This window comes from Verrucosispora sp. WMMD573 (assembly GCF_027497175.1).
Classification (GTDB): domain Bacteria; phylum Actinomycetota; class Actinomycetes; order Mycobacteriales; family Micromonosporaceae; genus Micromonospora.
Map to the genome: position 1 here is coordinate 912,558 of NZ_CP114901.1, position 21,584 is coordinate 934,141.

A 21,584-nucleotide genomic window follows, 5' to 3' on the forward strand; every position below is an offset into this window, starting at 1 on the left:
GCGACGCGATCGTCGCGGCTGGGCCCGACGCAGGCTGGCCAGGGGCTTCGACGCACGCGCTAGGGTCGGGCGGTGGGCGAACCCGAGCTGACCCTGATCGCGAGCCTGCGGCCGGCCGCGCTGGACGCCCGGCGGGGCATCGTCCGGCTGCACCCGGAGGCGCTCACCGCCCTCGCGCTGCGCCCGGGTGACCCGGTCCGGCTCGCGGGACGGCGGGTGACCGCCGGCCTCGTCGCGGCGGCCGAGGGCACCGCCAGCGTGACCCTGCTGCACGCCGACGACCTGATGCTGGGCAACCTCGGCGTACGCGACGGCGCGCAGGTGAGACTGAGTCCGACTCCGGTCACCCCGGCCCGCCGGGTGCTGCTCGCCGGGCCGGCCGAGGTCGTCGCGGTGGTCTCCCCCGAGATGCTGCGGCTGGCCCTGCTCGGCAAGGTGGTCACCACCGGGGACGACGTGTCCCTGCTGCCCCAGGACGTGCTGCCGGACGCCGCGACCCGCACCCTGGTCGAGGCGGCTCGGCGCAGTCTCGCCACCCGGGTCGGCTACGCCTGGACGAGCACCCTGCTGCGGGTGCTGGCCGCCGAACCGGATCCCGGCGCGCTGGTCACCATGGACACCCTGGTGGGCTGGGAGCACGGCCCAACCAGCCACGGCGGCACCGGTACGGGCGGCTCCGGGGTGGCCGGCAGCCCGCGCACGGGTGGCGAAATCAGCGACTGGCCGGGTACGGAGACCGACGGCTTGCGGACCGCCGGTTCGGCGGCGGACGCCGCCGGTGCCGGTGGCAGCAGTACCCGGGCCAAGGTGCCGGGCAGAGACGCCCTACGGGCCAAGGTGGGATCGGAGGCCGACGAAGCCCGGGCCGACGAGTCGAGCGGGCGGGCCGTGCCGTCGGTGGACGAACTGCCGGGCCTGCGCGCCCAGGCCGAGGAGTTGACCGAGCTGCTCGACCTCGGTTTCCACCACCGGGAGGTGCTCAGCCGGCTGGGCACCACCGTGGCGCTGGGGGTGCTGGTGAGCGGGCCGGCCGGCTCCGGCAAGGCGGCCCTGGTGCGGGCGGTGGCCGCCCAGGTCGGTGCCCGGGTGCATCCGCTCTGGGCGCCGGAGGTCGCGGCGTTGACGAACGACTCGGCCGCCGGCCGGCTCCGGGCGGTGACGGCCGAGGCACTGGCCGGCAGGCCGGCCGTGCTGCTGGTCACGGACGTGGAGGCGGTGGCCCCGGCAGAGGCTCCCGGACCGGTGGCGACCGTGTTCCGGCAGTGCGTGGCGCAGCTCGTACGGGCGGGAGCGGCGGTGGTCGGCACCAGCAGCCGACCGGAGGCGGTCGACCCGGCCCTACGCGCCCCGGACCTGCTCTCCTTACGGATCGACGTGCCGCTGCCCGACGCCGCCCTGCGCCGGGATCAGCTCACCGTGTTGACCCGTCCGGTGCCGCTCGCCGACGACGTACGGCTGGACGAGGTCGCCACGCGTACCCCCGGTTTCGTCGCCGCCGACCTGGCCGCGCTGGTCCGCGAGGCCGGCGTACGCGCGGCGCTGCGGCAGAAGTCGGCGCAGACGCCCGTGGTGTTGATGGCGGACTTCACCGCCGCCCTGGAGGTGGTACGGCCGACCACCATGGCCGCAGCCACCCTCGAACTCGCCCGGGTGACTCTCGATGACGTCGGTGACCTGGTGGAGGTCAAGCAGACGCTTACCGAGTCGGTGCTGTGGCCGCTGACCTACCCGGACACCTTCGCCCGGCTCGGCGTGCAGCCGCCGCGCGGGGTGCTGCTCTATGGTCCGCCGGGCTGCGGCAAGACCTACCTGGTGACCGCGCTGGCCGGGACCGGCCGGGCGAACGTGCTGTCGGTCAAGGGCGCGGAGCTGCTGTCCAAGTGGGTCGGCGAGAGCGAACGCGCGGTACGGGAACTGTTCCGCCGCGCCCGGGAGGCCGCCCCGACGCTGGTCTTCCTCGACGAGGTGGACGCGCTCGCCCCGGTGCGCGGCCAGGCCACCGACGGCGGCACCGCCGACCGGGTGGTGGCCGCGTTGCTGACCGAGTTGGACGGGGTGGAGGCGCTGCGCAACGTCGTGGTGGTCGGCGCGACGAACCGTCCCGACCTGGTCGACCCGGCGCTGCTGCGCCCGGGTCGGCTGGAACGGCTGGTGTACGTGCCGCCACCGGACGCCGAGGCCCGGACCGAGATCCTGCGCGCCGCCGCGCGCAACGTGCCCCTCGCCGAGGGCGTCGACCTGCCCGCACTGGGCACGGAGTTGGACGGGTTCTCAGCCGCCGACTGCGCGGCGCTGGTGCGGGAGGCCGCGCTGGCCGCGATGCGCGAGTCGCTGACCGCCTCCACGGTCACCGCCGAACACGTCGCGGCGGCCCGGTCCCGCGTTCGTCCGTCCCTGGACCCGGCCCAGGTCGCCTGGCTGGCCGCGTACGCCGAACAGCGCGGCTGAGCAGACCCGGTCAGCAGGGAGCTGCGTCGTCCAGCGAGATCTCGGCGTACACCCGGTCGTCGGCCTCGCGCAGCTTCGCGCCGCACCTTTCCAGGACGGACAGCGCGCCGCGGTTCTCCGGCGCGGTGTCCGCGACCACGGTCCGCATACCGGCCGCCGCCGCCAGGTGCAGCAGCTCGCGCAGCGCTGCCGCGCCGATTCCCTGGCCACGAGCCGACCGGCCGAGCCACATGCCGACCTCGGCAACGCCGGGCTCGTCCCGCCGGCTCATCCGGATCATGCCGACCACCTCACCGCCCGCCACGATGGCGTACATCGCGCTGCGGGCGGTGGCGTCGAGCCCTCCGAAGCTCGCTCGGTGGAACTCACGGAACGCCTCCCGCCGCGCGTTCGACCAGCCGGCCGGCGCCTCGACCGGCGGCATCACGTCGGCCGGCTCCGCCTCGGCCACCGCCACCGAGAGCAACGACTCGAGGTTCCGCTCGTCCACCGGCTCCAACCGGACCGCACCTGTCACGTGCCGCAGTCTTTCGCGCCGGGCGCGATGCGTCCACCCGGTTGGCGACGAGCGGTCCCTCCGGCGGAGGCGGACCGGCCGGTCGGGTCGAGTCACCTCCCGGGTCACGCTCCGCGATCGTCCGGCCGGGCGAACTCGCAGTAGACGGCGGAGGCGTCGTCGGCCGCCTTGTGCCGGCGTCGCCGGTCGGGGTGATCCCGTTCGGCGGCGCGGACCAGGTCGATCAGCCCGTCCGGGCCCTGCGCGGCCACCACGTTCAACAGGCCGGACCAGTCGAGCAGCCCGAATTCCTCGACCACGGCTGAGGCGCCGTCGGAGAGCAGCACGGCGCGGCGCAACGCCGCCGGCCCGTGCCGTGGCACGCTGCCCACCACCGCGTGATAGGCGGCGTCCGGGTCGGCGGCGGCGACCCAGTAACCGTGGGTACGGTTCATCCGCTCCCGCTGCACGGTGACAGCGCGCCGGAACCGGGTCGCCCAGTCGGTCGGCTCGGGTAGCAGGTCGACGGTCTCACGCAGGTTGGCCACCGAGGCCGCGAGCCGGTCGTCGACCACCACGTCGACGCGATCACCGGTGTCGAGCACCAGCGGGCTGTCACAGAGCACCAGATAGTCGACCTGGTCGCCGCCGTCGCGGAGCAGGCACACCGTGCTCGACGGGGTGCCGGGGTGGTCGAGGTCGCACTGCTCGCCATGGTCGGCACGGACCGCGAGGATCGCCGCGGCCAGGTTGCTCACCAGCGTGGCGGCCGGGCGGGCGGCCTCCGCCAGGCCGAGTCGGGCGGCCAGGTGCCGGACGTACCACTGCGGCCCGTGCACGCAGCCGGTGTCGAAGCCGTCCGGCACGGTGGCCCCGTCGAGCACCCCGACCAGCGGCCCGAACCGGAACACCAGGTCCTCGTTGACCGCCCGCCCGGGTGGTGGGGCGGACGCGGAGCGTACCCGCATCATCGGTGCGGTCCCGACCACCGCACCCCGGCGGCGCTCGTCCGGGGCCGCCTCGGGCACGCCGGTTGTCGGATGCGCGATCCGTCCCGGCTGTCTCGGCCCCCCACCGCTCATCGCCACCTCCCCGCGCCCCCGGCTACCCACTCAGCATCGGACGACACGTCGAGATAGCCGGCCTAGCGGCGGCGGTTGCGGGCTCGGGAGGCGCGCAGCCGCACCAGCCGTCCCACCAGCACCGGGTCGGCGGCCAGGGCCGCCGGATTGTCCAGCAGCGCGTTCAGCAGTTGGTAGTAACGGGTGGCCGAGAGCCCGAACCGGTCGCGGATGGCCTGCTCCTTCGCACCGGCGTGCCGCCACCACTGCCGCTCGAAGGCGAGCATCTCCCGTTCCCGCTCGTCGAGCCCGCTGGCCGTGGCCGCTTCCCCACCTGCGTCGGCAGGTGACTCCTCAGGGTCCGGTGACGTCGACTCGACCTCGGGGGCGGATCTCGGCGGTGGCACCGTGACGGCGTCCGGACCGGTCTGCGCTGCCGGGGTGGCGTCGGCGGGCTGCATCGTGCTCCTCATCCGGGGGCGGCCGGCACGGCAAGGCCAACCTGGCCCATCAGCCTAACGAGGGCCGTCACCTGCCGCATCCCACCAGCCGGCGGGCCACCGCGACAAAGAGGGGCGGTGGCGGACCGCCCGTACGGGACGATCCGCCACCGGCCGGCTCAGGTGATGTCGCGCCGACGCATCGTCCACAGCGCCGCGCCGAGGAAGAGCACGATCCCGACGGTGAACAGCACCGACGAGTGCTGCCAGGTGATGTCGAGGGTGGCCGGCTGGCACTCGCCGGTGTAGGTGGCGTTGCACGCCTGCCAGTCCTGGAGCGTGACCGTCTTGGTCATCCAGGCGATGGCGTAGGTGGGCAGCAGCCATGCCTCGGGGAAACGCACCTGCGCCATGGAGAGCAGGATGCCGAGCCCGATCTGGCCGACCACCATGACCGCGATCGCCCCACCGAGCGCCATCGCGGTGTGCCGACCGAGCGAGGCCAGGGCGAAACCCACAGTCGCCGCGACCAGCGCCAGCACGATGCCGCGCAGCCCACCGATGAGGAACGACTGCCAGGTCCCTGAGGTCATCCCCTCGGTGGTGCCGCGCAGGTTGGCTACCAGCCACATGCTGCCGAACCAGGCCGCCGTGGCGGGCAGCGCCAACGCGAGCAGCCCGGTGAGCAACGCGCCCAGCTTGGTCAGCAGGACGGTCAGCCGCTTCGGCCGCCAGAGCAGCAGGTTCATCATCCCGCCGGTGTTCCACTCGGCACCCACGAACGAGGCACCGACCACGAACCCGACCAGGGCCAGAATCCCGGCGAGCGGGATCAGCATCTCCCCGAAGCTCTTTCGGAAGTCGAAGGTCGAGGGCAGGAACCACTCTTCCTCGATCGACTCCCGAGGCGGCGGCGTGATCTCGGCGCAGTCGGCCGGGTAGTAGTCGACGTTCTCACCCGCCGCCTTGGCCCGCTCGCAGTTCGCGCGTTCCTGTTCGGCCCAGCGGACCTGATCCTGATGCTGCTGGTCGGCGGCCCGCCGCGCCTCGGCGAGCTGGTCCGGGCCGATCTTCTGGTTGCTCAGGAACATGCCGGCCGCCACCAGGACCAGCACCAGCAGGCCACCGGCGGTCATCCAACGGGCGAAGCGCCGCTTGCCCAGCCGGCGTAGTTCGGTACGGAAGAGACTCACGCGCCCCAACCTCCTCCGGCGGACGCGGACGGCGCCGTCCCGTCGACTCGTACGGACTGGTCGACCTGCCGGTGCTGGCCGGGTACCGGCGCGGTGGCGGTCAGTTCGAGGAAGACGCTCTCCAGGTCGACCGCGATCGGCGCGAGTTCGCTGACGTAGAGGCCCTGTTCGGCCAGGAGTCGGGTGACCGTGGCCGGCTTGTCCACCCCGGCGAGCATCAGGTGGTCGTCGTTGGTGGTGACGCGGACGCCCGCCCTGGTCAGCGCCGTGGCGGCGACCGGAAGATCGGTGACCGCCTCCAGCCGCATCCGAACCCCGCCGGAGGAGTGCTGGGCCAGCACCTCGTTGACCGGGCCGAAGGCGACCCGCCGGCCCAGCGAGATGATGGTGACCGAGTCGCAGATCAGCTGGATCTCGCCGAGGATGTGGCTGGACAGCACCACCGTCATGCCGGACTCGGAGAGGTTGCGCATCAGCGTGCGCATCTCCCGGATGCCGCCCGGGTCGAGACCGTTGGCCGGCTCGTCCAGGATCAGCAGCCGCGGGTTCTTGAGCAGCGCCGAGGCGACCGCGAGCCGCTGCTTCATGCCGAGCGAGTACGTCCTGACCCGCTCACCGGCCCGGTCGCGCAGACCGACCAGCTCCAACACCTCGTCGACCCGCTGCTCGGGCAGGTCGCCGGCACCGGCCAGCAACGACAGGGTGTCCCGGGCGGTGAAGTGCGGGAAGAACTGCGGGCTCTCCACGATCGCGCCCACCTGCGGGGCGACCTGGTCCAGCGTCCCGGGCACCTCGTGCCCGAGGATCGCCATCCGGCCGCCGTCCGGCCGGATCAGGCCCAGCAGCGTACGCAGCGTGGTGGTCTTGCCGGACCCGTTGGGGCCGAGGAAGCCGTGCACCTGGCCCGCCTCGACCCGCATGTCGAAGCCGTCCAGGGCGTTGCGGGTGCCGCGGCGTCGGCTTCGGTACGTCTTTCGTAGACCTTCGATTTCCAGGACAGCTGGCAAGCTGCACCTCCCCCGTTGGTGTGTGGGCGACGACGACACCATACGCGGTATGCAGCCGCAGGCAATACCCGGTATGCAGCGCCACGCCGAAACGGGAGATTTTCAATACCGTGAGCGTCGACGAGGCGACGCCACGTCAACCGTCGGGACGGGGCGCTCAGGCGCAGATGACGTGGACCCCGGCGACACGGAAGGCGTCGACCACGTCGGGCGCGGCCCCGGAATCGGTGACCAGCGTCTCGACCCGGTCGACCGGACAGATGCGCGCGAAGGCGTGACCGCCCAGCTTGGACGAGTCCGCAATAATCACGACCCGCTTGGCCCGCGCCACCATGAGGTTGTTCATCGCCGCCTCACCCTCGTGATGGGCCGCCGCACCGAGCAGCGGGTCGATGGCGTCCACCCCGAGCAGCGCCACGTCCAGGGTGACCTCACGCAGCAGCGCCCCACCCAGCGGGCCGACCAGTTCGAAGGACTTGGGCCGCACCACGCCGCCGGCCACCACCACCTTCATCCGGGATCGGACGAGCAGCTCGTTGGCGATGTTCAGGGCGTTGGTGACCACGGTCAGCTGCGCGCCCTCGGCGTTGGTGTTGAGGTCCGGACGCACCGCCAGCGCCCGGGCCACCTCGGTACTTGTGGTGCCGCCGTTGAGGCCGACCACTGTGCCGGGCGAGACGAGCGCGGCTGCCGCCGCCCCGATGCGCTGTTTCTCCGCCGAGTGCTTGGCGGTCTTGTAGCGCAGCGGCAGGTCGTACGAGACCCCGTTGGCGACCGCCCCGCCTCGGGTACGCGTGATCATCTGCTGCTGCGCGAGCTGGTCGAAGTCGCGCCGGATGGTCGCCTGCGAGACGTCGAGCCGCCCGGCGGCCTCCTCCACGGTGACCCGGCCCGAGTCGGTAAGCATTTCGAGCAGGGCGTTCCATCTCGCGTAGCGGTCCACCCCGGGCCTCCCGTGTCTGCACGATCGGTGATTGGTTGCGTGCACAGTAGTGCTCGAAACTACGAAGAGGCAAAAACCACCTCTGCGCGATCGCGTGCGTGGTTGCGATTTCCGGTGAGTTTCACGCAGAATGGCGCGCGAAAGACGGGATTAACGAGCCGTAATGCGCAAGGCTCTGCCCTGCGAGGAGTTCTCATGGCGTACGTCCACGCGGAGATCGCGAGCCAGCCGGATTGCTGGCGCCAGGCGAGCGAACTGGCCCCGGCGATGCTCGACCGCCTCCCCCGCCCCGGTGAGCGGGTCGCCGTCGTCGGCTGCGGCACGTCATGGTTCATGGCCATGGCGTACGCGGCCCGCCGCGAGGCAGCCGGTCAGGGCGAGACCGACGCCTTTCAGGCCAGCGAGTTCCCCGTCGGCCGCCGCTACGACCGGCTGTTGGCGATCACCCGCTCCGGCACCACCACGGAGGTGCTGGACCTGCTCGCCACGCTGCGCGGCCGGACACCTACCACGGTGCTGGTCGGCGATCCCGGCTCACCGGTGGTGGAGATCGCAGACGCCGCCGTCACCCTGCCGTTCGCCGACGAACGTTCAGTGGTGCAGACCCGCTTCGCCACCACCTCGCTGGCGCTGCTCCGCGCTCACCTCGGCGACAACATGACCGCGCTGGTCGCCGACGCGGAGGTCGCCGTCCGGGCCCCACTGCCGATCGACCCGAGCCTGATCGAGCAGGCCACCTTCCTCGGTCGGGGCTGGACGATCGGGCTGGCCCAGGAGGCCGCGCTGAAGTGCCGCGAGGCGGCGACCTTCTGGGCCGAGGCGTACCCCGCGATGGACTACCGGCACGGCCCCATCTCGGTGGCCGCTCCCGGCCGGCTGGTCTGGGCCTTCGGCGAGTTGCCCGACGGACTGCCCGAGGACGTCGCGGCCACCGGCGCATCCTTCGCACACAGCCGCACCCACGGCTACCGCACGGCGCTCGGCCGCTGGGCTGCCGGGCGTACCCCGGTCGACCCGATGGCCGACCTGATCCTGGCCCAGCGCTTCGCCGTCGCGCTGGCCACCAGTCGCGGCCTCGACCCCGACGCGCCCCGGCACCTGAGCCGGTCCGTGGTACTCACGTGATCGGAGAGGTTGCCGTCGCGTTGGACGTGGGTGGCACCGGGATGAAGTGCGCGCTGGTCGGCGTGGACGGTGCCGTACGGTACGCCGAACGACACCCCACCGACGCCGGGCGCGGACCCGACGCCGTGATCGAGACGATCCTCACGGTGGCCGAAGGGCTGGCCGGCAAGGCGCGGGCGGACGGGCTCACGCCGACCGCGCTCGGCATCGTGGTGCCGGGCGTCGTGGACGAGGCGCGCGGCGTCGCGGTCTGGTCGGCGAACGTCGGCTTCCGGGACGTACCGCTGCGCGAGCTGGCGTCCGCGCGGCTCGGGCTGCCCACGGCGCTCGGCCACGACGTGCGCGCCGGTGGCCTCGCCGAGGCGCGGTTGGGTGCCGGCCGGAACGCCGGGCACGTGCTTTTCGTGGCGATCGGCACCGGCATCGCCGCCGCGCACGTGGTGGCCGGCTCGGCCGCCACCGGGGCGCACGGTGCCGCCGGGGAACTCGGTCACATTCTGGTCCGTCCCGACGGACCGGTCTGCGGCTGCGGCCGGCCGGGCTGCCTGGAGGCCGTCGCCTCCGCCTCCGCCGTCGCCCGCCGCTACGCCGAGCTCACCGCGACCGGCACGGCCGCCGACACCACCGGCACGGGCACGACCCCGCGCACCGGTAGCGCGTCGGACGACGGGTCCGCCGCCGGACCGGCCCCGGGGCGGACCATGGTGACCGCCGCCCAGGTGGCGTCCCGAGCCGCGGCCGGCGAGGAACTGGCCGCCCAGGTCTGGCGAGAGACTGTCGAGGCACTCGCCGACGGCCTCGCCACCGCCCAGGCTCTGTACGACGTGGCAACCATCATCCTGGGCGGCGGCCTGGCCCAGGCCGGCGCCGGACTGTTCGACCCGCTGCGTGCCGCGCTGCGGGACCGGCTGACCTTCCACCGGGAGCCGCACCTGGTCCCGGCCGTCCTCGGCGACGAGGCGGGCTGCCTCGGCGCCGCCCTGCTCGCCCTCGACCAGTTGGAGACGCCATGACCGTACGGGTGAACGGCAAGGTGGTGACCCCCGGCGGGGTGATCTGGCAGGGATGCGTCGAGGTCAGAGGTGACCGGATCAGTGCGGTCGCCGAGTACCCGTCGGTGCGCGACGGACACTGGATCGTGCCCGGGTTCGTGGACATCCACAGCCATGGCGGCGGCGGGCACACCTTCACCACCGGCGACGCCGACCAGGCACGGGCCGCTGCGGCGTTCCACCTGGGGCACGGCACCACCAGCCTGCTGGCCAGCCTGGTCAGCTCCCCGTTCGAGCTGATGCGCTCGGCCACCGCCGCCTTCGCGCCCCTGGTCCGCGACGGCGTGCTGGGCGGCATCCACTTCGAGGGGCCCTACCTCTCCGCCGCCCGGTGCGGCGCGCAGAACCCGGAGTTCCTGCGGGACCCGTCCACCGAGGAGCTGACCGAACTCATCAAGATCGGGGACGGCGCGGTCCGGATGGTCACCCTCGCCCCCGAGCGTGCGGGCGCGCTGGAGGCCGTGGAGCTGCTCACCCGGCACGGGGTGGTCGCCGCCGTCGGCCACACCGACGGCACGTACGACCAGACCCGCGCCGCCGTCGCGGCCGGCGCGACCGTCGGCACCCACCTGTTCAACGGGATGCGCCCGGTCCACCACCGCGAGCCCGGCCCCGTGGTGGCGCTGCTCGGCGCGCCGAACGTGATCTGCGAGCTGGTCGCCGACGGGGTGCACCTGCACGAGGGGACGCTCACCTTCGCCACCTCCACCGCCGGACCGGAACGCTGTGCGCTGGTCACCGACGCGATGGCCGCCGCCGGGATGCCGGACGGCGAGTACGAGCTGGGCGGCCAGACGGTGACCGTGACCGACGGGGTGGCCCGGCTCTCCCGCGACGGGGTGATCGCGGGAAGCACGCTGACCATGGACGCGGCGCTGCGTCGTGCGGTCGCCGCCGGGGTCTCGGTCCCCGACGCGGTACGCATGGCGTCCACCACGCCGGCCCTCGCCGTCGGCCTCGGCGATGAGGTGGGCACTCTCCAGACCGGGCTCCGCGCCGACCTGGTGGTGCTCAACGACGACCTGGAGATCGTCCGGGTGATGCGGGCCGGCGCCTGGGTGGAGTGACCCGGCAGCCGCCAGGTCAGCCTGCGGAGATCTCCACGCCGAGGACGGCCTGCTCGTCGGGACGGTGCACCAGCACGTCCGACAGGAACGACTGCACCGCGTGACGCATCCCCACGTCCCGACCCGCCTGTTCGGAGAGCAGCCACTTGTGCTCGATGATCTGGGCGAACACTTCCTGCGGCTCCAGCTTGCGCCGCAGGTGTGCCGGCACCGCCCGAACCACCGGCTCGAACACCTCGGTCAGCCAGCGGTGCGCGGCCTGCTGCTCGTCGGTCAGGTCGCTCTCCGCCCGGTACGCGTCGAGGTCGTTGAGCAGCTTGCGGGCCTGGTTCTCCTCGGCGTCCAGCCCGGTGAGGCGGAGCAGCCGACGATGGTGGTACCCGGCGTCGACCACCTTCGGCCGGATCAGGTACCGGCCGTTGTCGATGCTCGACATGGCCACCTCCGCCACGTCGAAGCCCAGCTCGTTGAGCCGGCGGATGCGCCCCTCGATGTCGTGCCGGGCCGCGCGCTCGACCTGCTGCTCGTAGGTGATCTCGTGCCAGAGCCGCTCGTAGCGCTGCACCACCTCCTCGCAGACCACCTCGGGGTCGATCGAGTCGTGCAGCAGGCCGGCCGCCTGAAGGTCGAGCGCCTCGCCGAAGATGTTGACCCGGGCGATCTCCAGGTCCTCGCCACGCTGGCCGTTGGAGAGCGCGCTGCGCAGCGCGCCGGTCTCGGCGTCGACCAGATACGCGGCGAAGGCACCCGCGTCGCGCCGGAACAGCGTGTTCGACAGCGAGCAGTCGCCCCAGAAGAAGCCGGTCAGGTGCATCCGGACCAGCAGCGCGGCGAGCGCGTCGAGCAGCCGCCCCATCGTGGGTGGCCGCAGCGTGTGGGAGAACAGCGCCCGGTACGGCAGGGAGAACTGGAGATGACGGGTGATCAGCACCGGATCCAACGGCTCACCCGCGTCGGACTTCCGGTCGGCGACGATCGCCACCGCCTTCACCGACGGAAAGTCGATCCGTTCCAGGGCACGCAGCAGGTCGTACTCCCGCTCGGCCACCCGCTCGCCGGTCTCCTTGACCGCGTAGACGTGTCCGCCCAACTGCACGAACCGCACCACGTGCCGGGAGATGCCCTGCGGCAGCGCGACCAGGTGCTCGGCCGGCCACTGCTCCAGCGGTGTCGACCAGGGAAGGTCGAGCAACGCCGGGTCGACGAGGGCCGAGGTGATCCGCACGGCGTCAAGTTTGACGCTTCCTCCGCCGGAACGCCTCCCTACGTGGCTCGCCCCACAGTCGCCGTCCACCGGAGGCGCCGCGCGGGCCGGTAGCGTGATCGGGGTGCGGGAGACGACATCGGTACGCCGGAACATCCGCCCGGCACCGGTACGCCCGGCCGGCTGGTGGTTCGACGCCTTCCTGCTGGCGGGGTTCGTGGCGCTGACCGCCGCGCTCACCCGCGGACAACTGCTCGATCTCGACCTCGCCGTCAGCGAGTGGGCCTTCACTCACGACCCGGCCCCGCTGTACTGGACCGCCCGGGCGTTCAACCTGCTCGGTCAGGGCGGCGGGTTGCTGTTGCCGCTCTCCGGCGCGCTGGCGGTGGCGGTGGCCTGGCGACGACGGACGATCCGGCCGTTCTTGCTGGTCGCGGGTGCCCTCCTGGTGACCATGGTGACCATCGGACCGCTCAAGCTCTGGACCGACCGGGCGGCACCCACCGCCTCGGTCAAGGAACCGTTCCTGGCTCCCGAGGAGGCCGTTCAGGTCTTCAACCACCTGCCGGCCGGCGCCTACTCGATGTCGTACCCGTCCGGGCACGTGGCCAACGCGATCGTCTGGTACGGCGTGATCGCCCTGCTGCTGGTGTCGCTGACCGTCGGTCGGCTGCCGTCCGGTCTGTACCGGCTGGTGCGGTACGCGCCGCCGGGAATCCTGCTGGTCACCACCACCTACCTCAACTTCCACTGGCTCACCGACGGGCTGGCCGCACTGCTGCTGGGGTTGCTGCTGGACCGGCTGCTGCACCGGGTGCCCTGGGACGACCTGCCGCTGCCCGGTCGCCTACGGCAGTGGGACGGGCCGTTCATCCGGTACCGGTAGGGTGCCGCCGTGGAGCGACTCGCGCGCCGGCTGGGGGTGCCGGACGCCGTCGTCATCGGTCTCGGGTCGATGCTCGGCGCGGGCATCTTCGTGGTCTTCGCACCGGCCGCCGCGGCGGCCGGTGGCACCGGTCTGCTGGTCGCCCTGGCCCTGGCCGGGTTCATCGCGTTCTGCAACGCGACGAGTTCCGCCCGGCTGGCCGCCCGCTATCCCGAGTCCGGCGGCACCTACGTCTACGGTCGGGAGCGGCTGAACCCGTTCGCCGGGTTCCTCGCCGGGTGGGGTTTCGTGATCGGCAAGACGGCCAGTTGCGCGGCGATGGCGCTGACCATCGGGGCGTACCTCTGGCCGGGGCAGGCCCGGCTCGTCGCGGTGCTGGCGGTGGTCGCGGTGACGGCGGTGAACCTGCGCGGCATCGGCAAGACCGTCGCCGCCACCCGGATCCTCGTGGTCCTGGTGCTCGCCGTGCTCGCGCTCGTCGCGGTGGCCGGCGCGACGAGCGTCTCCGTCGACCGGATCGACCAGCCCGGCGGCACCGTCCGGGGCGTGTTCACCGCTGCCGGGCTGCTCTTCTTCGCCTTCGCCGGGTACGCCCGGATCGCCACCCTCGGCGAGGAGGTACGCGATCCGCAGCGCACCATTCCCCGGGCGGTGCCGCTGGCGCTCGGTCTGGTGCTGGTGATCTACCTGGTCCTGGGCGTGGTCGCGGTAGGCGTGCTCGGCGCGGACCGGCTGGCCGCGTCCGCCGCGCCGCTGGCCGACGTGGTGGGTGCGGTCGGGCTGCCCGGCCTGGAGTGGCTGGTCCGGGCCGGCGCGACCGTCGCGGTGACCGGGGTGCTGCTCTCCCTGCTGGCCGGGGTGGGTCGCACCACGCTGGCGATGGCCCGCCAGCGGGATCTACCGGCCGGGCTGGCCGCGGTGCACCCCCGGTACCGGGTGCCGCACCGGGCCGAGCTGGCGGTGGCCGCCGTGGTGATCCTGGTCGTGGTGCTCGGCGACGTGCGGGAGGCGATCGGCTTCTCCGCCTGCACGGTGCTTGTCTACTACGCCATCACCAACGCGGCGGCGTTGACCCTGGGACGGGAGCCGGAGCGGAGACTGCCGGTGCAGGCACTCGCCGTGGCGGGGCTGGTCGGCAGCGTGCTGCTCGCCGTCAACCTGCCGCTGTCCAGCGTGCTCGCCGGCTTCGGCGTGCTCGCCCTCGGCGCCGCCTGGTACGCCCTCCGCCCCGCCCACCGCTGACGAGGTCACTCTGCCGCCTCGCGCGGTAGCGGTGTGCCGGAAGGCGGTGCCGGCTCCGGCGGGGCGACCTCACGGAGCAACGCGTTCAGACCGGCGCGGCGGGCCACCACGGTCAGCCGGTCACCCGCCACGATCACCATGCGCGGGTCCGGCGACCAGTCCAGGCGCTGCCCGGCCCGGGCGTGGGCGAGCAGGCGGACGCTGCCGGCCCGCCCGACGGTGGCGAGCGTACGACCGTCGAGGTCCGAGCCGGCGGCCACCGGCACCTCGGTGACCAGCAACGCGTGCCGGCCCACCGGGATGGTGGCGATCACCGCCCGGTCCAGCAGGGCGGCGGCGAACGACGGCGCCGCCAGGTAGGAGACGCTGCGCGAGGTGCCGATGCCGAAGGCCCGCTGGACGCGTTCGGCGAAGTCGCCGTCGAAGAGTCGCAGCACCACGCGGAGTTGGTCGTCGAGGGCACGGGCGTTCAGCGCGGCCCGCAGGTTGGCCCCGTCGTCGGTGGAGACCACCACCAGCGCCTGGCAGGTCGCCACCGAGGCGGCCCGCAGCGTCTCCTCCTGCCCCGCGTCGCCCACCACCAGCGGTACGCCGAGCCGCCGGGCCAGCCCGGCACCACGCGCGTCGGCGCTCTTGTCGATCGCCACCACCTCGACGCCGAAGTCGTTGAGCTGGGCCATCACCCGGGTGCCGATGTTGCCGAGCCCGACCACCACGACGTGCCCGGAGCGCTCGGGCAGGATCCGCCCGGTGTGCAGGGCCAGCCGGGCGTTCACCACCCCGTCGACCACCACCGCCGTGATCAGCGGGATCAGCGCCAGCCCGGCGAGGTTCAGCACCACCTGCATGACCTGCTCGGCGGCCGACTTGGCAGTGTCCGGATCCTGCCCGGTCAGGGTGGTGACGAGCGTCAGGTAGAGCGCGTCGCCCCAGCCGACGTGCGCCGCGTTGGCGTACAGCCCGCCCAGGGCGGCCACCATGGCGAGCAGCACCAGCACCGCGATCCCGATCTTCCGGGTGGCGAAGCTGCGGATCGCGCGGAGCACCACCGCCACCGGCCGACGCCGCCGCCTCGCCCGGACCAGCCGCCGCGCGGCCAGTTCGGTGCCGGCCGGCCGGCCGACCGCCTCGGCGAGCACCACGTCGGCATCCCGGTCGTCGGCCGGCAGCACCAGATCCTGCTGGGCGTCGCGGGTGTCGGCCACCCCGCAGACGATCTCGCTCGGGCGTACGTCGTCGCGGCGGGCCACATAGAGGGTGCGTCCACCGTGCCGGAAGTGCGTCGGCGCGATCTCGCCGAGCGCGGCGGCCACGAAGGCCGGCGCGGCCATCGACGCGTCCGAGAGCACCGCCGAGTCGGGGAAGATCTGCCGTACGCCGTTGGCCAGGCCGGTGTTGAACATCCGCACCACCAGGCGCAGCCGAGGCTCCACCTCCTGGGCGCAGAGGGCGGCATGCATGTTGCCCACGTCGTCCTGGTGCAGCAGGGCCAGCCCCGCGGCATCGGCCAGCCCCGCCCGGCGGAAGGTGACCTCGTCCAGCCGGTCGGCCCGGATCACCTCGATGCCCGGCAGGTCACGGCCGTCCGGCCCGGGAGAGCGCCGACGCTCCGGCACGATCAGGGTGATCCTTACCCGGCCGGCCTGTGTCTCGCCGGCCAGCATCGTCCGCACCACCCAGTAGGCGAGCGGATCCTGCCCGCAGATCACGTAGTGCGCCCGGGACTCCCCGTTGACCCGCAACCGGCGGCTGGCCCGCAGGGCCCGATCGAGCAGCGGCTCCGCCATGCCCCGCATGGTAGTCAGCCGGTCGCAGCCCGCGCAGCCCGTCATGATCGTGGCAGCCCCGACGCGGCATGTCCTGCCTGGCGGCGGGTAGGGCAGCGGCATGCAGACCTTCCTGCCGTACCCGGACTTTCTGGCCAGCGCCCGGGCGCTGGACCAACGACGGCTCGGCAAGCAGCGGGTGGAGGCGATCCAGGTGCTGCGCGGGCTGACCTGGCCCACGTACGGCTGGCGCAACCATCCGGCGGTGAAGATGTGGACCGGGTACGAGGAGGCCCTGACCCGGTACGGGCTGGACATCTGTTCCGTCTGGTGCGCGGCCGGCCGGGCCGACACCTGCGCCACCACGTTGACCGTCGACCTGGCCGCCGCCTGCGGCGTCGAGCAGGTCCGCACCCAGCAGGAACTCGCCCTCGCCGGGGAGCTGCCACCGTGGCTCGGCCGGACCGACGTTCACCTGAGCCACCGTTCGTCGCTGCTCCGCAAGGACCCGGCGCACTACCGCCCCATCTTCGGCGACGACGTCCCCGACGACCTGGACTACGTCTGGCCGAGCTCCGGCCGCCCCGGCCGCTGCCCAGGGTGAGCGGCAGCGCACACTGTGCAGGGTCGACCGGGGAGGTTAGCGTGACGCTGTCGCAGTTGGCCGGACGGTTCATCGGCGTACGCCGGCACCGCGTCGACCCCGGCGGAGGTGGTGCCTCCCGCGTGCCGCATCCGGTCACCGCCGTGGTCGTCGGCGGCGGCATCGCCGGCATGTCCGCGGCGGTGGTGCTCGCCGAACGGGGTGTCGAGGTGACCGTGCTGGAGGCCGCACCCACCCTCGGCGGCCGGCTCGGTGCCTGGCCGGAAACCCTCGCCGACGGCACCCGCCAGGTCGACGAACACGGCTTCCACGCCTTCTTCCGGCAGTACTACAACTGGCGGAACATCCTGCGTCGGGTCGACCCGACGCTGCGTTTCCTGCGGGCCGTCCCCGGCTATCCGGTGCTCAGCGCCGAGTGGCCGACCGAGGAGTTCGGGCGGCTGCCCCCCGCGCCACCGGCGAACCTGCTCACCCTGCTCGCCCGCAGCCCCAGCCTGCGCCTGCGGGACCTGCGTGGAATGGACCGGGACGCGGCCCTGCCCCTGCTGACGTACGACCCGGTACGCACCTACGCCGAGTTCGACCACCGCACCGCCGACGAGCTGCTCGACTCGTTGCGGCTGCCCGACCGGGCCAGGGCGATGCTCTTCGAGGTCTTCTCCCACTCGTTCTTCAATCACGAAGCGGAGATGTCGGCCGCCGAGATGATCGCGCAGTTCCACTTCTACCTGCTCGGCAACCCGGAAGGACTGGCCTTCGACTGCCCCGACGAGGACTACGCCACGTCGATCTGGGGGCCGTTGGGCCGGCACGTCGAGCGGCAAGGCGGCCGGATCCGCACCGGGGAGCCGGTCACCGGTCTGCACCGCGACCCCGATGGCTGGCAGGTGCACAGCACGCACGGCACGTACCGCGCCGGACACGTCGTGCTCGCCGTCGACCCGCCCGCACTCGCCACCCTGGTCGAGGGCTCGCCGTCGCTGACCGAGCAGGCCCCGGCGCTGGCGGCGGCGCTGCCCGCGTACGGCCGGCCCGGCCCTCCGTACGCGGTCGCCCGCTACTGGTGCGACGGGGATGTCGACACCGGGCGGGCGATCTTCAGTGGGGTGTCCCGACAGGCCACGTTGGACTCGGTGACGCTGTACCACCGGCTGGAGCGCGAATCTCGCCACTGGGCCGAGCGGACCGGCGGCTCGGTGATCGAGTTGCACGCGTACGCCTGCGAGCCGGACGTGCCCGCCACCGAGCTGGCCGAACGGATGCGCGCCGAGCTGGCCGTGCTCTGGCCGGAGACGAACCGACTACGGGTACGGGAGCTGCGCGCCCGGGTCGAGGCGAAGGCACCGGCCTTCACACCGGGCAGCCACGCGGGACGCCCGGGGGTGCGCACCGACGCCGCCGGCCTCTACCTGGCCGGCGACGGCATCGGCACCGACTTCCCCAGCGCACTCATGGAACGGGCGGCGGCCACCGGAATCCTCGCGGCGAACCACATCCTGCGCGTCGAGGGCGGTGCCGCCGAGCCGCTCGACTCGATCCGGCCGCGTGGTCTGCTCGCCCGACGCTGACCTCGGGGCGACGTTCAGTGCCGAGCCGGCCATCGAAATGCGTTGCCGCCTCACCTCGACCACACCTACCGTAATCGCGCAGGGTCAACCGCCGTTGCGGGATTCGCCAGATCCGGGCCGGCCGGCGGGCACAGGGGGCGGCGTTGCACATCGGCGCCGCGCCCGCCGGCCCCTCCCGCCGGCCCGGGCGTCGCCGGCTGCTTCGAGGTCGACCCGGTTGACTGGTTCAGCGGGCGGCGGGCGGCACCCAGCCGAAGTGCGGCGCACGGCGCTCATGGAAGGCCGCCACGCCCTCCCGGGCCTCGCCGCTCATCCGTACCTGCCCGTGCCACCAGGCCATCCGAGCCTCGTCCGCCCGTCCGTCCACGATCTCCTTGGCGGCGACGACGCTGAGCTGCGAACGCTCGGCGATCACGCCGGTGAGGTTGTCGACCCGGGCGGCCAGATCGACATCGGGCAGCACCTCGTCGACCAGGCCGATCCGCAGCGCCCGGTCGGCGGTCACCAACTCGCCGGTAAAGAGCAGGTGCTTCGCCGCCGCCGGGCCGATCAGTCGGGCCAGCCGGTGGGTGGTGGGCGCCGGGTAGACCAGCCCCAGCCGGGCCGGCGGTACGCCGAACCGCGCATCGGCCCCGGCTATCCGCAGGTCACAGGCGACCGCCAACTGGCAGCCGCCCCCGACGCAGGCACCCCGCACGGCGGCCACGGTCGGCTTGGCGAAGGTGGCCAGCCGCTCCTCCGCCGCGACGGCGATGCTGCCGTCACCGGCGGCCAGCAACTCGTCCAGATCGCCCAGGTCGGCACCGGCGCAGAAGGTGCCGTCGGCACCGGTGAGCACCACGACGCGTACCGCCGGGTCGGACTCCAGACCGTCGAGCAGCACCGGCAGCCGCCGCCACATGGCCGGGGTCATCGCGTTACGCCGGCCCGGGTTGTGGATCACCACCGTGGCCACCGCACCCGCGACCTCGACCACCAGGTCCGCGTCCACCACCGCACCGTCCCTCCGCCGCACCACGCCGTACGTCACCTGCGGCGACCCTAGCGACGTCTGCCGCACCGTCGGCCGGGTGGGCCACCCGAGGACCGCCGCTGTACGCCTGATCGCAGCCCGGCATTCACCTCAGGGCCGCTCGCGCCTCCTAACGTCACCGTGCGCGCACGTCGTAGCCGACACGAGTGAGCAGGTGGTCATGCCATCCCCACCCAAGGTAAGCGTGGTCATCCCCACCTTCGCCCGACCGGAGCTGGTGAGCCGTGCGGTGCGCAGCGCCCTCGCGCAGACCGTCACCGACATCGAGGTGATCGTCGTGGTGGACGGTCCGGACGAGGAGACCGGCAAGGCCCTCGCCGAGATCGGCGACCCCCGGCTACGCGTGGTCGAGTTGCCCGGCAAGGGTGGCGCACCCAACGCCCGCAACACCGGCGTACGCGAGGCGCGCGCCCCCTGGACCGCCCTGCTCGATGACGACGACGAGTGGCTCCCCACCAAGCTCGCCACGCAGCTGGAGCTGGCCGGCAGCGCCACGGTGAGCAGCCCGATCCTCGCCAGCCGGCTGATCAACAAGACGCCCCGGGCACAGTTCGTGATGCCCCGGCGGCTGCCGGAGCCGGGCGAGCCGATCTGCGAGTACCTCACCCTGCGGCGCGGGCTGTTCCACGGCGACGGGTTCATCCAGACCTCGACCATCATGGCGCCTACCGAGCTGCTGCGCCGGGTGCCGTTCACCGTCGGGTTGCGCCGGCAGCAGGAGCTGGACTGGACCGTACGCGCGACCAGCCACCCGGACGTCGAGTTGCTCATCGCAGCCGAGCCGCTGGTGCTCTGGCACCAGGACGAGGACCGGCCACGGATCAGCCTCAGCTCGCCATGGGAGGCCCAGCTGGAGTGGCTGCGCGGGATCCGACCACTGATCACGCCACGGGCTTACGCGGCCATCACGATGAGCATCATCAGCTCGATGGCCGCGCCTACGCGCAGTTTCCGGATCTTCCGGCTGCTGCTCGCCGAGGCTCGCCGGCACGGACGGCCGGGCCTCGTCGACTACCTGACGTTCGGGCAGATCTGGCTGCTCCCGCCGCAGCTGCGGCACCGGATACGTGACCGGATCCTCGGCCGTGGCCGGCACGGAGGTCCGGCCTTGCCGGAGGAGCCCGCGAGCACCGAACCCGGCGTCGATGCCGGGCGACGACCGCCGGGTGGCGCGACGGCCGACGCCGGGACGTCGACGGGGACGGCCGGCGCCGCCGGTGAGACGGGGACGGCCGGCGCCGCCGGTAAGACGGGGACGGCCGGCGCCGCCGGGGCGGCGGGGATCGGGGCCGATGTCCGGCGATAGGGTCGCCGTGATCTGGCGCAGCTGCCTGCTACCCGGCTCGGAGACCTTCATCCGCAACCAGGCCGACGCGCTGTCCACCTGGCGTCCGGTCTACCTGGGTGCCGTCCGGGTGGCCTCACCGCTGTCCCGAGACAGCGACGTGGTGTTGTGCCCGGCCACGCCGCGTGGCCGCCGCGAATGGCTGCGGTTGCGGCTGACCGGCGGCTCACCCCGGCTGCGTCGGCTGCTGGCCCGGCTACGCCCCGGGTTGGTGCACGCGCACTTCGGCGGGGACGGCTGGTTGGTCAGCCGTACCGCCGAACAGCTGGGCATCCCGCTGGTCGTCACCCTGCACGGTCTCGACGTCACCCGGCAGGCGGCGGCACCCGGTCCGCGCGGCGCTCGGCATCGGCGGAACCTGCGGACCATGTTCGGTCGGGCCGCGCTGATCCTGGCCGTCTCCGGGGCGATCCGGGACCGGGCGGTGGCGCTGGGAGCGGATCCGGCGAAGATCCGCGTCCACCACACCGGTGTCCCGGTACCACCGGAGCCGGTCACCGGGCCGAAGCGGTGGGACGTCGTGTTCGTCGGCCGGTTCGTCGAGAAGAAGGGCGTCGAGGATCTCGTCGAGGCGCTGGGCATGCTCTCCGAACTGCGTCCCCGCGTGCTGTTCGTCGGCACCGGGCCGCTGCGCGAGCGGGTACGCGTCCGTGCCGCACAGTTGGGCGTGGACGCCACGTTTCCCGGCGCGCTGCCGCCGTCCGAGGTGATGCGGCACATCGCCGAGGCCCGGCTGCTCGCCGCGCCGTCGCGTACCGCGACGGACGGCGACACCGAGGGACTGCCCACCACGATCCTTGAGGCGTTCAGTCTCGGCGTGCCGGTCGTCGCGACCTACCACAGTGGCATCCCCGAGGCGGTCACCCACGAGTCGAACGGCCTGCTCTGCGCGGAAGGCGACCGGCCGGCCCTGGCGGCCAACCTCCGTCGCCTGCTCACCGACGCTCCGCTGCGCGGCCACCTCGGCAAGGCCGCCCGCCACCGCGCCGAGACCGACTTCGACCTGCATCAGCAGACCCGTCGCCTCGAAGCCCTCTACAACTCCCTCCTCCCCCCACCCTGACCCCGCCACCCCCACCCTGCCCCCACCCTGCCCCCGCCCGC

Annotated in this window: 19 protein-coding genes; 10 read left to right on the forward strand and 9 right to left on the reverse strand. The window is 73.1% G+C overall.

Features of this window, described 5'->3' with window-relative positions; translation table 11 throughout:
* Window positions 1-72 precede the first annotated feature (72 nt).
* Entirely contained in the window at window positions 73-2,448 is a 2,376-nt protein-coding gene (locus O7601_RS04255) for an AAA family ATPase (protein WP_281564959.1), read from the forward strand.
* Window positions 2,449-2,458: 10 nt separating this feature from the next.
* Here O7601_RS04255 and O7601_RS04260 read toward each other — a convergent pair whose 3' ends face one another.
* From O7601_RS04260 to O7601_RS04285, 6 genes are all read right to left on the reverse strand, one after another.
* Complete coding sequence (locus O7601_RS04260; RefSeq protein ID WP_281564960.1) at window positions 2,459-2,965, reverse strand: GNAT family N-acetyltransferase; 507 nt, start codon at window positions 2,963-2,965, stop codon at window positions 2,459-2,461.
* A 104-nt stretch (window positions 2,966-3,069) separates the two neighbouring features.
* On the reverse strand, window positions 3,070-4,026 hold the full coding sequence (locus tag O7601_RS04265) for a hypothetical protein (RefSeq protein ID WP_281564961.1): 957 nt from the start codon (window positions 4,024-4,026) through the stop codon (window positions 3,070-3,072).
* A 62-nt stretch (window positions 4,027-4,088) separates the two neighbouring features.
* Window positions 4,089-4,466 (reverse strand): DUF3263 domain-containing protein, encoded by a 378-nt coding sequence (locus tag O7601_RS04270; RefSeq protein WP_281564962.1) that lies wholly within the window; start codon window positions 4,464-4,466, stop codon window positions 4,089-4,091.
* A 158-nt stretch (window positions 4,467-4,624) separates the two neighbouring features.
* On the reverse strand, window positions 4,625-5,638 hold the full coding sequence (locus tag O7601_RS04275; RefSeq protein ID WP_281564963.1) for an ABC transporter permease subunit: 1,014 nt from the start codon (window positions 5,636-5,638) through the stop codon (window positions 4,625-4,627).
* A complete protein-coding gene (locus O7601_RS04280) occupies window positions 5,635-6,645 on the reverse strand; it encodes an ATP-binding cassette domain-containing protein (RefSeq protein WP_281564964.1) in 1,011 nt (336 codons plus the stop codon). Before O7601_RS04280 ends, O7601_RS04275 begins: the two co-directional genes overlap by 4 nt.
* A 157-nt stretch (window positions 6,646-6,802) precedes the next feature.
* Complete coding sequence (locus O7601_RS04285; protein WP_281564965.1) at window positions 6,803-7,588, reverse strand: DeoR/GlpR family DNA-binding transcription regulator; 786 nt, start codon at window positions 7,586-7,588, stop codon at window positions 6,803-6,805.
* 195 nt (window positions 7,589-7,783) lie between these two features.
* On the opposite strand from O7601_RS04285, the gene O7601_RS04290 reads away from it, so the two are divergent.
* Genes O7601_RS04290 through nagA form a run of 3 tightly spaced genes read left to right on the forward strand, consistent with a single transcriptional unit; the run spans window position 7,784 to window position 10,832 of the window.
* Window positions 7,784-8,713, forward strand: a complete 930-nt coding sequence (locus O7601_RS04290) for a sugar isomerase (protein WP_281564966.1) — start codon at window positions 7,784-7,786, stop codon at window positions 8,711-8,713.
* The gene (locus O7601_RS04295) at window positions 8,710-9,726 is read left to right on the forward strand and encodes an ROK family protein (protein ID WP_281564967.1); all 1,017 of its coding nucleotides are present in this window, start codon (window positions 8,710-8,712) and stop codon (window positions 9,724-9,726) included. Before O7601_RS04290 ends, O7601_RS04295 begins: the two co-directional genes overlap by 4 nt.
* Complete coding sequence (nagA, locus tag O7601_RS04300; RefSeq protein ID WP_281564968.1) at window positions 9,723-10,832, forward strand: N-acetylglucosamine-6-phosphate deacetylase; 1,110 nt, start codon at window positions 9,723-9,725, stop codon at window positions 10,830-10,832. The genes O7601_RS04295 and nagA overlap by 4 nt, the downstream gene beginning before the upstream one ends.
* A gap of 16 nt (window positions 10,833-10,848) precedes the next feature.
* Here nagA and O7601_RS04305 read toward each other — a convergent pair whose 3' ends face one another.
* Window positions 10,849-12,057, reverse strand: a complete 1,209-nt coding sequence (locus O7601_RS04305) for a DUF4032 domain-containing protein (RefSeq protein ID WP_281564969.1) — start codon at window positions 12,055-12,057, stop codon at window positions 10,849-10,851.
* A gap of 103 nt (window positions 12,058-12,160) precedes the next feature.
* On the opposite strand from O7601_RS04305, the gene O7601_RS04310 reads away from it, so the two are divergent.
* Together O7601_RS04310 and O7601_RS04315 are read left to right on the forward strand one after the other, a co-directional pair.
* Window positions 12,161-12,922 (forward strand): phosphatase PAP2 family protein, encoded by a 762-nt coding sequence (locus O7601_RS04310; protein ID WP_281564970.1) that lies wholly within the window; start codon window positions 12,161-12,163, stop codon window positions 12,920-12,922.
* Window positions 12,923-12,931: 9 nt separating this feature from the next.
* On the forward strand, window positions 12,932-14,164 hold the full coding sequence (locus tag O7601_RS04315) for an APC family permease (RefSeq protein WP_281564971.1): 1,233 nt from the start codon (window positions 12,932-12,934) through the stop codon (window positions 14,162-14,164).
* A gap of 5 nt (window positions 14,165-14,169) precedes the next feature.
* Here the strand turns inward: O7601_RS04315 and O7601_RS04320 are convergent, their stop codons facing one another.
* Window positions 14,170-15,960 carry an NAD-binding protein gene (locus O7601_RS04320; RefSeq protein ID WP_281564972.1) on the reverse strand — a complete coding sequence of 597 codons (1,791 nt, stop codon included), beginning with the start codon at window positions 15,958-15,960 and terminating at the stop codon, window positions 14,170-14,172.
* 91 nt (window positions 15,961-16,051) lie between these two features.
* Between O7601_RS04320 and O7601_RS04325 the strand changes: the two genes are divergently transcribed.
* Together O7601_RS04325 and O7601_RS04330 are read left to right on the forward strand one after the other, a co-directional pair.
* A complete protein-coding gene (locus O7601_RS04325) occupies window positions 16,052-16,534 on the forward strand; it encodes an MSMEG_6728 family protein (protein WP_281564973.1) in 483 nt (160 codons plus the stop codon).
* Between the two features lie 41 nt (window positions 16,535-16,575).
* Complete coding sequence (locus O7601_RS04330) at window positions 16,576-18,102, forward strand: FAD-dependent oxidoreductase (protein WP_281564974.1); 1,527 nt, start codon at window positions 16,576-16,578, stop codon at window positions 18,100-18,102.
* Between the two features lie 226 nt (window positions 18,103-18,328).
* Here the strand turns inward: O7601_RS04330 and O7601_RS04335 are convergent, their stop codons facing one another.
* Entirely contained in the window at window positions 18,329-19,096 is a 768-nt protein-coding gene (locus tag O7601_RS04335) for an enoyl-CoA hydratase/isomerase family protein (RefSeq protein WP_348650255.1), read from the reverse strand.
* A 199-nt stretch (window positions 19,097-19,295) separates the two neighbouring features.
* Here O7601_RS04335 and O7601_RS04340 point away from each other — a divergent pair, with 199 nt between their 5' ends.
* Complete coding sequence (locus O7601_RS04340) at window positions 19,296-20,441, forward strand: glycosyltransferase family 2 protein (RefSeq protein ID WP_281564976.1); 1,146 nt, start codon at window positions 19,296-19,298, stop codon at window positions 20,439-20,441.
* A complete protein-coding gene (locus O7601_RS04345; protein ID WP_281564977.1) occupies window positions 20,428-21,543 on the forward strand; it encodes a glycosyltransferase in 1,116 nt (371 codons plus the stop codon). Before O7601_RS04340 ends, O7601_RS04345 begins: the two co-directional genes overlap by 14 nt.
* Window positions 21,544-21,584: the final 41 nt, after the last annotated feature.